Genomic DNA, 13,060 nt, shown 5'->3' with positions numbered 1-13,060 from the left:
GGATTTGTATTCCTGTAACGTGTGAGCAAGTTGGAACTAAATATACCATTTACTGTGTTCATGGACACTAGCGTCCTCGCGCATTTGCTCTTTTGTGAACCATTGGTATTGCCCATGTTGTTTCTTCGGTAGGTCGTCAAGAACGATGTCGAGAACAATTCTATAGCCCAGCACGACATAGTGAGTAGAAACCTCTTCACCAAAGACAAAATCATTGTAAAAGTGCTCGTATGGTCCCAAGTGTTCCGCTTGTTCTCGAGTGAGTGTTATGCCCAACTCTTCTTGGCATAAACGCATAAAAGCGTCATCTAGTTTCTCATTCTTTAAAATACGACCACCAGGAACAAACCAAAAGCCTTGAGCTGGTCGATTATTTCTAAGCCCAAGCAAAACTTGACCTTTAGAGTTTTCAATGAGTAAGTCAATGGATACGAGTGGTGTCGACTCGATGACAGTGGTGAATGTTTCTTTGTCTAGGTACATAGTGGAGCCTTTTAGAAGCTAGAAGCTAGAAGCTAGAAGCTAGAAGCTAGAAGCTAGAAGCTAGGAGCTTGAAATGAACCACAGATCGAAAGAGAAAATGAATCACACTCTGTGGTTCAAAACGTTCTCGCTCTAGCCACGGAAATTGTCTTGATTGTCTAAGAACCATTGGTAAGCGTCTTTTAGACCCTCTTCTAAGGTGAAACTGTATTTCCATCCTAGGGCAGCGAGGCGGTCTACGTTCATTAACTTGCGAGGGGCGCCATCTGGTTTAGTCGTATCCCAAACAATTTTACCTTTAAACCCAATGACCTTAGCCACCGTTTCAACCAGTTCACGAATCGTACAATCTACACCTGTACCGACATTTATGTGGCTAAGCATAGGCTCTGTATTTTCGTCGTAAATTGCTTTGTCTAATTCCATCACGTGAATAGAGGCGGCTGCCATATCATCAACGTGCAAAAACTCTCTCATTGGCGTACCACTACCCCAAGCAACGACCTCAGAATCGCCGCGTAATGTTGCTTCGTGAAAACGTCGAAGCAGAGCAGGGATCACATGCGAATTTTCTGGGTGGAAGTTATCGTGTGGACCATATAAGTTGGTTGGCATCACACTACGGTAGTCAACACCATACTGGCGGTTGTAAGATTCACATAGCTTGATGCCCGCAATCTTGGCAATGGCATATGGTTCATTGGTTTCCTCCAATGTACCAGTGAGCAATGCCGTTTCTTGCATTGGTTGCTCTGCTAGCTTTGGATAAATGCAAGAAGAGCCCAAGAACAGCAGCTTTTTTACGCCATTCTGGTAAGCCGAGTTGATGATGTTGCTCTCAATCATCAGATTTTCATAGATAAACTCTGCTGGGTAGGTATTGTTTGCATGGATCCCTCCCACTTTAGCAGCGGCTAGGTAGACCTGTTCAATGTCTTCAGAGGCAAAAAAATCAGCGACTGCTTGCTGATTTGTTAGGTCTAACTCGGAACGTGTTTTAGTAATGATCTGTACATCATCACGTTTTTCTAACTGACGAACAATCGCCGAGCCCACCATCCCACGATGGCCTGCTACGAATACTTTTTTCATTGTTTTTTCTCGGATGTTAGAGGCTAAATATTAGCATTTAGCCTCCAATATCCAGCCTTTAGTTCATTTTAATATTTGGTGTGTTTTCTTTGGCTACCGATACATCAAAGCCGTGCTCTTTTAGTAGTGCGTGTTGCTTAGCCTTATTAAGGTCATAGGCCACCATTTCAGAACACATCTCTTCTACCGTAATTTCAGGAACCCAGCCTAACTTTTCTTTGGCTTTAGTTGGGTCACCCAGTAGTGTTTCTACCTCAGCTGGGCGGAAGTAGCGAGGATCTACTTTAACAATTACATCCCCTACTTTTACGCCTGGTGCATTAGTGCCTTCAATAGCAACTACAGTTGCAATTTCATCTACGCCTTCACCTGAGAATTCTAGGGTGATGCCTGCTTCTTTAGCTGATAGGCGTACAAACTCACGCACTGAAATTTGCTTACCTGTTGCTATAACAAAGTCTTCCGCTTGGTCTTGCTGTAGCATCATCCACTGCATACGCACGTAATCTTTGGCATGTCCCCAGTCACGCAGTGCATCCATGTTACCTAGGTACAAGCATGGCTCTAACCCTTGGGCAATATTAGCAATAGCGCGAGTGATTTTGCGCGTTACAAACGTTTCACCACGGCGTGGTGATTCGTGGTTAAACAGAATGCCATTACATGCATACATACCGTAAGCTTCACGGTAGTTTACTGTAATCCAGTAAGCATACATTTTTGCCACTGCATAAGGAGAGCGCGGGTGGAATGGCGTGGTCTCTTTTTGAGGAGTCTCTTGTACTAAGCCGTAAAGTTCAGACGTAGAGGCTTGATAAAAACGCGTTTTCTTTTCTAAACCTAAGAAGCGAATAGCCTCTAGTAAACGCAATGTACCCATTGCATCGACATCAGCGGTATATTCAGGCGCTTCGAAAGAAACCGCAACGTGCGACTGTGCACCCAAGTTGTAGACTTCATCTGGCTCAACTTCTTTTAAGATACGCGTTAAATTTGACGTATCGGTTAAATCACCGTAGTGAAGTATAAAATTCGGGTTCTCAATGTGGGGATCTTGATAAATGTGGTCGACACGTTCTGTGTTAAATGATGAAGCACGGCGTTTGATTCCGTGAACTTCGTACCCTTTTTTCAATAAAAATTCGGCTAGATACGAGCCGTCTTGGCCGGTGACACCAGTGATTAACGCTTTTTTCATTGCTTCTACCTTTCTAATTTCCAATAGCCTTTTTGACCAAACTCTTCATACATGCCTTTAGCCATCATGCACGCTAACTCTATATGCATTGCCTGACTAGGATAATAGTTGTTGTTTTTGTGCAGTCCATCTGGCCTTTCTATTTGGACCTTTTCTCCAGTAAACTGATTAATAAAAGGACTCGGAAAGCCCAAAGTGGATACATACTCATAATAACTATTAAAATAGGGCTGAAGTGAGTCAACAACCTCATCGTTGACAAATTGAGGAAAGCCGCCCATTAGGGTTGCAGGGCTATCAAACTTTAATGTGTAAGCTGGGTTTCTATTGGAGAAATACACCCCTATAATAGGCACACTTATTTTTGAAAAAAGCTGGATACAGGCATCAACATAACTTTGCCTACTCTGACTTACTAGTTTTTCGATAAAATCTTCAGAATAATTTTCGAGCACCTTACCATAAACAGAAAAAGCGTGGTTATTCCCACTGTATTCACCTTCAAAGTGACACCCTAAAAAGTCTCGATTTAACTTAACCACTTCATTGCTACTATTCCTCGCTGGTAGTACTTGAAACACTAAACACTTGCTTTGATTTATTAAATCGAGAATTAAATCATTGTTTAGGTAGTATTCAGGTGAAGCACCTGGCACACTCAAGTTTAAACAACTCAAATTCAGTGCCTTAGATAAAAGTTCCGCATAAGTAGTATCAACTAAACACCCAAACGTATGAGCAGTGCCTATGAATGATATATTATTTTTACTTTTCAAGCGAAGCGGTCTCGGCCCTCGAAAAAACCTCTCGAAACCTTCTATGTTAAACATATCATAAGTGTTCGTTAAAAAGTCTTGATACTGATATGGAACTTGCATTTTAATAACCTAGAGCCTTCAATTGAGTTTCATACTTACGTGAAAACTTCTTTATTTGCTCTTCTGTCAAGTAACTTTTAAAGTTTTCGGCCTTAGATTTCCAATAAAATTTCTTATTTCCACTATTTTTTGTTTTGCTATCAACAGAATTGACGTTTAACTCAGTAAAGTCATCCGTTCCAAAGGTAGCATTTAACACCTCCAAAGTTATCTGCTTTGGATTTTGAATCAAGTCTTCATACTTCACTGATATAACATTATCTAACTGGATCGCAGATAAATTATACTCAAAATAATTAGATTTCTCCGAAAGCATTCCAGGCCAGAAATTTTCTCCTACCGTATTTAAATACTCTTCAAAATAGTGGTCCAACTGAGAGTCTTCAACGATCTTGTCAACCCCTTTGGGTACTCCATTCAGGAATAACTGCCTCTTTCTCTCTTCTGAAAACTTATCTGACTGATGATATAAATAATTTAGCGCAGACAAAAAAACATCTAATGGATGCCTATATATATGAATGATTTTGTTCGGTTTCTCCATGTTATTATTTAGAATGTGACTTTTATAGATAAAAAAATCTCGCCCTTCGAAATCACATATACTCTCATTTTTTTTCTCGGAAAAGCCCTTCTCATGGATATCAATTGGCAAATAATTGATATCAAAGTTTTCTCTTAGTGCAGACTCTACTAAGTGCCTAAACCAAGTATTACCAGATTTAGGATAGGAGCTTATTTCGACTTTTAATAAATTCATTTTTTTACCTTTTTGTTAAAATTATATAAACATTCCAATTACTGAGAATAAAGTTGGTTCGCAGTTTCATTAACCAATAATGCGAGACTCTGAATAAAGTCCTTGTCATAATCTATAGCACTGTGATTGATTCTTTTTTCAAAGTATTCGGTTTTGTACTTTAAGTTGAGCGTAACTAAATCATTTTTAATCCACTGATATTCTTGCCGATTTTCTGGTATTAAGAAGTAAAATTTATTCCCCTTAATTTTTTTCAAAAGCTTAGAAATCATGTCTTGTGGAGCGCGCCCCTCGGAAAACTTAGGAAGTACCTTGCTCAATTCGTTAGCTATAAAAATGGCCTCTTGGGATAAAGATGTATTTAAGTCTGCCGGTGGTCTTAGATAGGCGATATCTGGCAGTTTTAGCGTTTTACAAAAGTCACTTAAGAGATCAGGGCACTCCAACTTTCTTACTTTAACTCTTTTATCTCCAAACACCGACACCCACCTGTCAATTAAGTTATGAAATATCATGAAGTTAGGGGTTTCAATTGCTTGCTCAAGTGTTTGTTCACCGTTTTTAACAGCCTCTTGCACTCCGCTACTAGCCCAATCAAACGGGTTTCGAACATAAACAAGTACAGTTAGTTTTTTCGCTTTCCGTTTAAATAGTGAAAGTAAAGCATTTATCTCGTCTTCTTTAAGTAATACTAAATGTTCAGATGAAAATAGTAACTTTTTGCTATTACCTGTTTTACTTAAAAAGTCTGTCAACTTAGAGTCATGCCAAACAACAGATTCAACTCTAGTTCTACCTGCTGATCTATTAAAATCTAACTCTTCAGGAGCATTAGAAAATTTAGACACCAAGAATTGGTGGTTTTTCGAACAGCCAGGTATAGAGATCCCATGACTAAATAACGAATCACGGTTAAGTGCTAAAAAATCTTGAATTGTAGTCGTGCCTGTTTTAGGTGCACCAATATGAAATATCACTTCGTCAAACATATGTAGCCTTTAATTTTAATACAGTCCAGCAGATATCTGGCTGGCCACCAACTTCCAACTCAAATCTATAGAAGAATCTTCGGGTAGACCTTCATTAGACAATTTTGAAGTTATCAAACTGCAAAAATCAGCAGGGGTAATAGCAAAATTGGCAGTTTCACTAGTGTAATAACGAGTAGAAGGCAAATCACTTGTAATAATTTTAGTATTGGCCGCTACCGCTTCTAAAATCGCATTATTCGCAGCCCCACCTTTAAGCGGCAAAAACATCAATTCACAGCGCCTGTATAACCAGTGCAGTGCTCGATCAGAAATGCCAGTGTTAAGTAATATTATGTTTTTATCATCCTGATTGAGCTCTAACTCTAAACCTCTAGAAACTGCAACAAATACAATATCGCTGTGCTCTCTGAATGAACGCGCCACTTCTAAAACCATATTGTAGTCACGCAGCCAGTTGCCGACAGTGATAATCACCTTACGACCGTCAAATTGCTGTTGTAACTGTTTGATTTCGGCAGAAGCTGGCTCTCCAACATCTAATGGTAAAGCTGGCATATAGTGCTCGTGCGCCACACCATGAGGAACAACAACAAGCTTGCTTTCATCAACACCTAGTTCAATAAAACTTTGCTTTTGGCAAGGGGACATTAAATGAATCGTGTCAAAGCCGCCAATAAATCCAGGATTAAGCACTAAGTCTTTAATGACATAATCCGGCTGGTGGAATGTTGCAACTAACTTAGGCCCCTGCCTTATTACTCCTTTTATATTGGCTAATGCGACCATAAGGCCAGCGTGCTCGCCATCAACAAAGTGAATTACGTCGAAATTCTGATACTGCGTGATAATTTTTTGCTCAACTTCAAACGCATTTACTTGATAGGACTTAAGATGATTGTTGGTTGCTTTTAGTAATTCCCAGCGCTTACCATCGTTTATAAATGGTACACGTTCATGACCTAAAGGTACTAACACCTCTTCTACTTCATAACCTAGTTCAGGCAAGTAATCTACAAAACCACCAGGGCCGGAAAGCTTGGTAAAATGTCCGTAGTCGGTGCGAACAACTAGTATTCTTTTCCTTTTTATTCGCGGCTGTTCATTCTGTTCAACTTGATACTGGCTATTTAGGTTCTTGAGTTGAGCAAATACGTGCTCGCCAAAGTCAGACAGAAGGGTTTTAACATAGCTATTACGATAAGTTTTTGGCGTTACTATATTGTTTTTATCTGCTAGGAACTTGGTTACAAGCCCGCTGACATCACCATACTCAACGGGGTTATAATTAGCACCCATTTGGGTAAGCTCTTTTTCATGCCAGGTATTTTGACTGACAAAAACCGACTTGCCTTGTGCGTGCCTTAACACATCCCATAATACGCCGGAGGTTTTATATTGGTAATGTTCAGGGTCGTAAAATAAAAAATAACTTGAGGCTGAGGCCAGTAGGTCCTCATACGTATCTTTAGCAATATTGCCCTCGATAATTTTAATATTATCGTTATTAAGCTCAGTTAACTGCGACACCAGAGATTGATAGACATCCGCCCCTGGAAATTCATTATTATAATGAAACACAAACTCAACATCAGGTTGTAGCTGACTTAGCCTGACTAACGCTTTAACGGTAAATTCAATACCTTTGTCCCACTTAGGCCCACCTAAATAGGCAAGAACGCGCTTGTCTTTAATTTGCTCAACTGTTTGCCCGCCACCACACACTGATGGGTGCAAGGCCATTGGCTTTTCAGGCCAAAAAGATTGATACGCATCGAGGTAGAGCTGCGTGGGCGATTCTATGCAAAAATTAAAGTCACGCTCACTTTCAAGTTGCTTAAAAATGCCAAACGCAAATTTATGGCGCATGACCTCATTTATACTTTGCGTTTTAACGTCACCAAACTCAGCAACTCTACCGGGCGAAAACATAGTTGACAGATAAACACTCACTCCCTGTTGATTGCTAAAATATAAGGCTCTGGCAAGGGCTTCGTATACATAGCTAAAGGCTGTATGAATGATAAGCTTATCATCACCGCGCAAACCAACAACCTCAAACAACTTGACAAAATGCTGGTAAAAGTCTGCCATTATTGCCTGATAGGGCTCGTGCTCTAAGTTATGGTAACCAACCGGATACATATTGAGGTCAAAAAACGGCAACACTTTAACAGCGCATTTTTTGTTTTCTGTTTCAGCTTCCTGGTACTGCTTGCCCGCAACGATTATGATTTCGTCACTCTCGTTCGCTGCAGATAAAATACGCGAGTTTACGACTTCATGGTGTGAGTCATGATGTTCAAAGCCTGGGTCTAGAATAATGTATCTATGACTCACGATTCGCTACTCCCCATTAGTTGAATAAAATAATCGGCAATTTTATCGGGCGCGTTGGCATTGGTTTGCCCTGCTACCCCCCCGGTTGTTAATGCAAAGTTTAACTCTTGAGCATTCATCTGGTTATAGTGTTGCTCTTCCACTTTGATGATGCTTTTTACCGGCAGTGATAGTGTCCGTCCTCCATTTTCTTCTTGAAAATAGTCTGAAAACGTTAGAGTTAATAACGATTCGCCGCGTGGCAAATTGAACTCGACAACAAAAACATCCTCAAAGTCTGCTTTTATCGTAAAAGCGACAGGTTCACTATTACTCCCCAGTGCTGTAAGGTGCAGAAGTCTGTGATTTAAGGTGTCAATGGAAAATATCGCTTTAGGCACCGTAAACAAAATAACCGAAGGTGCATCCGCCGCTTGAAAGAATAGCGAACATGAATTCTTCAACCAAAAAAAGTCAATGCCTTTATATTGCTCTTGAGGATAATGACCTGACCAGCAAAGTTCGCTTCCGCCTTTTACTTGGGTTGCAAGTGACTGCAGAACATCCATCTCGATAGGCGTATTAGACGCCATGAATTGATAAAATGGAGAAAAACTCATTATGCGCCACCTCCAAGCTGATGATAGAAATCTAGCAATTGGGTTGCAATATGTTTTTTGGAGTATTTATCGCTGTTTTTGCTTCGCCAGACTAATGTACTCTCTCGCAAAGCGTGGAGATCCGAATTCAGAACTAATTTACTTAACGCTGATGAGTAAGCTCGTTCAGAGCGTTCTATAACCAACTCGCCATTAATACCGGCTCTTACAATGTCGGGAATGCCGCCTAAATCGAAACCGAGTACCGGGCAGCCACACATAAGCGACTCCAAGATGACATTGGCAAAGTTCTCTTCAATAGATGTAAAAGCAAGTAAGTCAGCGCTTCTAAATAAGTCTCTTACTTGCGCTTCTTTTAGCACTCCGAGGTGTACATATTTTATATCTGGGTTATTGCACTCTAAAACATGATCGCCACCGCCGAATGCGACAAACTTGATTTTACTTTTGTTTGAATGGCCAAATTTAGCAGTATTAATTTTTTTGACAGCATCTTCAAAGTAATTGAAGCCTTTTCGAATTTCGTGATTATTTTCAGCCCCTGAAACAACAATGATTTCATCGGCTGCAAAACCAAATTCATTTCTGAGTTTAACGCGTTTTTCGGGATCCGCCGGTGAGAAATAATCTGTATCTAAGCAATTACGAATGACTACACTACTTGTGTCACCTAAAGATTGCCCTATTGCTGAGGCTTTATATTCTTCATTCAACCAATCACTTGGGAACACATATGTTGGTTGGGCTACCTCAATTGCCTTTTTCTTTTCACGATGGGAGGCTTCGATAAGCAAATAAGGATCATTTTCCAGGTGAGTGCATCCACTGCATAACTCTTGATGCTTACCGCACCCAGCGTCGTAGTGGCAGGTTCCGGTAAAATGATTCATATCATGCCCAGTGATAACCACAGGAAGTTTTTTTTCTGAAAGACGAGCTAGCAATTCAGTCGATATAAGGTTCGAGGCCCAATGAAAATGAACTACATCAAAGCCATTTTTAAAAATATAGTCAGTAATTTGAGTGTCAAATTCTGTTTTTGTTTTCCATAGCGACATGTAGGTATTGCTAACAGGCGTGCGGTTGTTTTCCAAATACTTTTGAAAAAGCAGGTCCGTTTTTATATAAGTTGGCATATGAGGCTTAACATGCACATTATGACCAAACTCTTCTAGCGTTAGCTCATGGCCTTCCCAACATTGGTCAATAAATAAGTGTTTTACATTACAACCCAATTCACGCAAAGCAACGGCTTGCCTTTCAGCAGCTATCGTTGCTCCGCCTCCCTTATTGGTTGACAGCTTTAAAATTTTCAAAATATCAAATACCCTTATTAACTTTCTTAATTCGTTATATACGAATTATCAACTAGCCAATCCGTGAATTCGTGCTCTATTCGTGACACAACCTCCGAAGATAAACTCATACCGTAATCCGTTTTTTGATTGGAAATATGATTTGGATGAAGCTGTGTTTTTTTATCGTATTCTTTTGGTGATCTTAATCGAGAAAGTGCGCTAACTACCTCTTCGACCATTTCATTTTTGGCCGAAACCTGAAGCAGTTCGCACACTTGACGTATCAAAATGCCCGGCTCAGCTAAAATTCTGGAATATTCGATTTCAAATTTTGATCTTTCTTTCCAAAATGGATGAACGCAATTAATTAGACGGCGTGCTTCACTCATTATTTGCTTTTCTTCATTGGCAATCCACCCCATTCTTATTAATGAGACAAGCGCATTTCTGATATCTCTGCGCGTAGAAATGATCACATCTGCTTGGCTTGAAAGACGATACTCTGGATCATGTACTTTTATTATGTGCAAAAAACTGTTGTTACTCGGAACATAATCTTCAATCCATTCACTATAAAGATCCACCTCCTGATTTTTATAGATTTCTCTCACACAGTTAAACAACCAAGTACTTCCACTTCTCGGCATAGTCGCGATCAAAACTATTTTCTTGTCTTTCAGTTTAATTAATTTCTGAATTTCAAAATACGCTTCAGCCTCACCTATCGCTTCCAAACTTGGTGTTGTGCTGAGTTTACAGTTGTAGTGTTCATTTTCATTAGCTTGCCAAAAAAGAAGCTTATCACTACGCAAATCATTAATGTGTAAATCATAAGTGTCATCAAACGGCAGTTGTAATAAAGAGCATAACTTCTCTGTAAACTCTGACTCAGAAAAATACAACTCTTCAAATGTAATTAACGGCTTATCGCTATTTACTTTTAAAAACTGCAATGCTCTATCGCAATACTCAGAAAATTCTAATTTTTTTCCCAAATAAAAATCATTTAGTGCTAATGAAGAGTAGGCATCAATTGTGTCTCGATATAAAACGACTGAAATAACGTCAAAGTGCGTTTCTAACAACTTAATGATGCTGTTTTCGAAAATTGCATCTTGCGACATGTAATCAAGGTGTGCGTTATCTACAATGACTAACTCTCCCCCACTTTCAGCCACTTTTTCATAAGCTTTAATAACTGTTTCTAAATATGCCTGCTTTTTAATACCTGTCGCTTCTGGTATACCTAATGCATCTAGAGAGCTCAATACATTGAATGAGTCACACTTCTGATTGGGCAACTCCAAAAATGGGTGAGACTCTGCCAATAAATAGACATTAGGCATTGCAGAAAGAATATTTTCGACTAGTGTACCACCGCTACATGCAAGATGTTGAATAGCCCTTATTTTTGGTTTATTTGTTTGATGTGTATCGCAAATATGCTCACACCTTTGCAGTAGAGACTGCGTGTCCACCATCTCATCATTAAGTTTATCCGGTAAGGATTGTTTGCCTACTTGTGGCACATCTTCTAACAGTTCAAGAGCACTATCAATTTGGTGCTTAAACTCGGTAAAGTTATTACTCATAACAGCCCTCCTTTTTACTTATTTTCAGTCGCGGTGTTATGAAGTAGTTCGGGGTGCTCTTGTTGTAACTGGTAATAATATTTTGAAGCGATGGTGAGTTTTTCTCGTAATTCTTTAATTAACTCAATTAAGTCTGACTCTGAGGATTTCTTCTCTGCGTATTTATTTCTTAAGTCATCTAAATCAATTTGAGATTTAGCGAGCATTTTTTGATTTAAGCGCGCAGAGCGAGTGAGTTCTTGGTTTTCAGATTCTAGGTTTGAAATAGTAGATTCGAGTGACGAGATGCGAGATGCGAGGTTTTTGCGTTCGGCTTCTAACCCTTTCTTGCTCTCTGTGAGCTCAGTGTTCTCTGTGGTGAGTTCTGAGGTTCTAGATTCTAGGTTTGAGATACTAGATTCTAGATGCGAGATGCTAGAGGCTAGGTTGTTGCGTTCGGCTTCTAACCCTTTCTTGCTCTCTGTGAGCTCAGTGTTCTCTGTGGTGAGTTCTGAGATTCTAGATTCTAGATGCGAGATGCGAGATGCGAGGTTGTTGCGTTCGGCTTCTAACCCTTTATTACTCTCTTCAACCACTCTTTTACTCTCTGTGAGCTCGGTGTTCTCTGTGGTGAGTTCTGAGGTTCTAGATTCTAGGTTTGAGATGCTAGAGGCTAGGTTATTGCGTTCAGCCTCTAACCTTTTCTTACCCTCTGCGAGCTCGGTGTTCTTTGTGGTGAGATCTGAGATTCTAGATTCTAAGTTCGAGATAGTAGATTCTAGATGCGAGATACTAGAGGCTAGGGTGTTGCAATCGGCTTCTAACCCTTTCTTGCTCTCTGTGAGCTCAGTGTTCTCTGTGGTGAGTTCTGTGTTTCTAGATTCGAGATGCGAGATGCGAGATGCTAGGTTATTGCATTCAACTTCTAGTGCTTTTTTACTCTCTTCTAGCACCCTTACAACCTCTGCGAGCTCTGTGTTCTCTGTGGTGAACTCGGAGATGCGAGACTCTAGAGACGAGATACTAGAGACTAGCCCTTGTTTCTCTTCAATAAGCTTGTCTAGCTCTTCATGTAGTGCGCTAAATTCTTCCGAGACGGTTTGCTGGTATTCATCAAACTCCGCCTGGAGCGGTTTTAGTCTTGCCTCACTAATCGATTCCATTAATGGCGTCGATGGCTCCGTTTGTTCCAGTTGCCGAGTCAACGTTAATGTAGTGGTCAGACCGGATTTTTTAATATCAATTAGCTCAAATCCGAGGCTTATCAGTGAGGCGAGCGCACAAGCTTGGCTTATAGGCTCTGAGGTGTCTTGGTTTGCTTTAACGGTTCTTAATTCAATGTAACTAAAATGGTCAAGAACTTCTCTGGACGTGCTATTAATTACATCGCATTCAATCCCATTTAAATCTAAGATCAAGCCATTTACGCTATTAGCATTCTTTAAGGACGGGTGCTGCTCAATGACGTTCGCTAAAGAGAGAGCGGGAACTTGCTGTGTGCCTTCACATACTGCGTTTTTAAACGCTTGCGTCACCCATTTTGTGTTGATGCCTGAAAATTGTTGAGGCTTGTGGTGGTGAAAGTCCGTTATTCCTTCTACCGCGGCAACCACTCGATTGATGACTTTTATGTTGTGGCTAGATGGCATTGTTTCACATAGAGCTTGGTAGGCACTTGAGTGCCCTTCATACAAGTAGAACTGCTCAGCCTCGTGCTTAAGTAAAGATTCTAGTTCAGTTCCATCACCTGCGCCTAATACAACTAAATTGGTCATTGGTTGTAAAAATCTTGGCGTTGTAAGGTTTGACTGTGCGCTCATACTGCTCCCTGTATACGGCTAATCTCAATAAG

General features: G+C 40.2%; 11 protein-coding genes. All 11 read right to left on the bottom strand.

The features are described from left to right. Positions 1-36 precede the first annotated feature (36 nt). Positions 37-483 (bottom strand): GDP-mannose mannosyl hydrolase, encoded by a 447-nt coding sequence (locus AAA946_RS15090; protein WP_338165549.1) that lies wholly within the window; start codon positions 481-483, stop codon positions 37-39. A 132-nt stretch (positions 484-615) separates the two neighbouring features. Further along, positions 616-1,590, bottom strand: coding sequence for a GDP-L-fucose synthase (gene fcl, locus AAA946_RS15085; RefSeq protein WP_338165850.1), 975 nt, complete (start codon positions 1,588-1,590; stop codon positions 616-618). Between the two features lie 43 nt (positions 1,591-1,633). After that, positions 1,634-2,773, bottom strand: a complete 1,140-nt coding sequence (gmd, locus tag AAA946_RS15080; RefSeq protein WP_338165548.1) for a GDP-mannose 4,6-dehydratase — start codon at positions 2,771-2,773, stop codon at positions 1,634-1,636. Positions 2,774-2,778: 5 nt separating this feature from the next. Then, positions 2,779-3,651 (bottom strand): DUF6473 family protein, encoded by an 873-nt coding sequence (locus AAA946_RS15075; protein WP_338165547.1) that lies wholly within the window; start codon positions 3,649-3,651, stop codon positions 2,779-2,781. A 1-nt stretch (position 3,652) separates the two neighbouring features. Further along, a complete protein-coding gene (locus AAA946_RS15070) occupies positions 3,653-4,411 on the bottom strand; it encodes a sulfotransferase domain-containing protein (RefSeq protein ID WP_338165546.1) in 759 nt (252 codons plus the stop codon). A gap of 38 nt (positions 4,412-4,449) precedes the next feature. Then, complete coding sequence (locus tag AAA946_RS15065) at positions 4,450-5,400, bottom strand: hypothetical protein (protein ID WP_338165545.1); 951 nt, start codon at positions 5,398-5,400, stop codon at positions 4,450-4,452. Between the two features lie 15 nt (positions 5,401-5,415). Then, the gene (locus AAA946_RS15060) at positions 5,416-7,740 is read right to left on the bottom strand and encodes a glycosyltransferase family 4 protein (protein ID WP_338165544.1); all 2,325 of its coding nucleotides are present in this window, start codon (positions 7,738-7,740) and stop codon (positions 5,416-5,418) included. Further along, positions 7,737-8,339 (bottom strand): hypothetical protein, encoded by a 603-nt coding sequence (locus tag AAA946_RS15055; protein ID WP_338165543.1) that lies wholly within the window; start codon positions 8,337-8,339, stop codon positions 7,737-7,739. The genes AAA946_RS15060 and AAA946_RS15055 overlap by 4 nt, the downstream gene beginning before the upstream one ends. Next, positions 8,339-9,655, bottom strand: a complete 1,317-nt coding sequence (locus AAA946_RS15050) for a glycosyltransferase (RefSeq protein WP_338165542.1) — start codon at positions 9,653-9,655, stop codon at positions 8,339-8,341. The genes AAA946_RS15055 and AAA946_RS15050 overlap by 1 nt, the downstream gene beginning before the upstream one ends. Positions 9,656-9,681: 26 nt before the next feature. Then, a complete protein-coding gene (locus AAA946_RS15045) occupies positions 9,682-11,229 on the bottom strand; it encodes a sulfotransferase domain-containing protein (protein ID WP_338165541.1) in 1,548 nt (515 codons plus the stop codon). Between the two features lie 14 nt (positions 11,230-11,243). Further along, positions 11,244-13,028 carry a hypothetical protein gene (locus tag AAA946_RS15040; protein ID WP_338165540.1) on the bottom strand — a complete coding sequence of 595 codons (1,785 nt, stop codon included), beginning with the start codon at positions 13,026-13,028 and terminating at the stop codon, positions 11,244-11,246. Positions 13,029-13,060: the final 32 nt, after the last annotated feature.

The sequence above is a fragment of the Vibrio sp. 10N genome (assembly GCF_036245475.1).
In the GTDB taxonomy this organism is placed as follows: domain Bacteria; phylum Pseudomonadota; class Gammaproteobacteria; order Enterobacterales; family Vibrionaceae; genus Vibrio.
Note: the sequence above shows the minus strand (reverse complement) of the source record. Positions and strands in the feature narration are given on the sequence as shown.

What these genes read in the sequence shown, in the direction of transcription:
- AAA946_RS15090 (WP_338165549.1), bottom strand. Translation starts at nt 483, where the DNA reads ATGTACCTAGACAAAGAAACATTCACCACTGTCATCGAGTCGACACCA.
- AAA946_RS15055 (WP_338165543.1), bottom strand. Translation starts at nt 8,339, where the DNA reads ATGAGTTTTTCTCCATTTTATCAATTCATGGCGTCTAATACGCCTATC.
- AAA946_RS15045 (WP_338165541.1), bottom strand. Translation starts at nt 11,229, where the DNA reads ATGAGTAATAACTTTACCGAGTTTAAGCACCAAATTGATAGTGCTCTT.
- AAA946_RS15040 (WP_338165540.1), bottom strand. Translation starts at nt 13,028, where the DNA reads ATGAGCGCACAGTCAAACCTTACAACGCCAAGATTTTTACAACCAATG.
- gmd (WP_338165548.1), bottom strand. Translation starts at nt 2,773, where the DNA reads ATGAAAAAAGCGTTAATCACTGGTGTCACCGGCCAAGACGGCTCGTAT.
- AAA946_RS15075 (WP_338165547.1), bottom strand. Translation starts at nt 3,651, where the DNA reads ATGCAAGTTCCATATCAGTATCAAGACTTTTTAACGAACACTTATGAT.
- AAA946_RS15065 (WP_338165545.1), bottom strand. Translation starts at nt 5,400, where the DNA reads ATGTTTGACGAAGTGATATTTCATATTGGTGCACCTAAAACAGGCACG.
- AAA946_RS15070 (WP_338165546.1), bottom strand. Translation starts at nt 4,411, where the DNA reads ATGAATTTATTAAAAGTCGAAATAAGCTCCTATCCTAAATCTGGTAAT.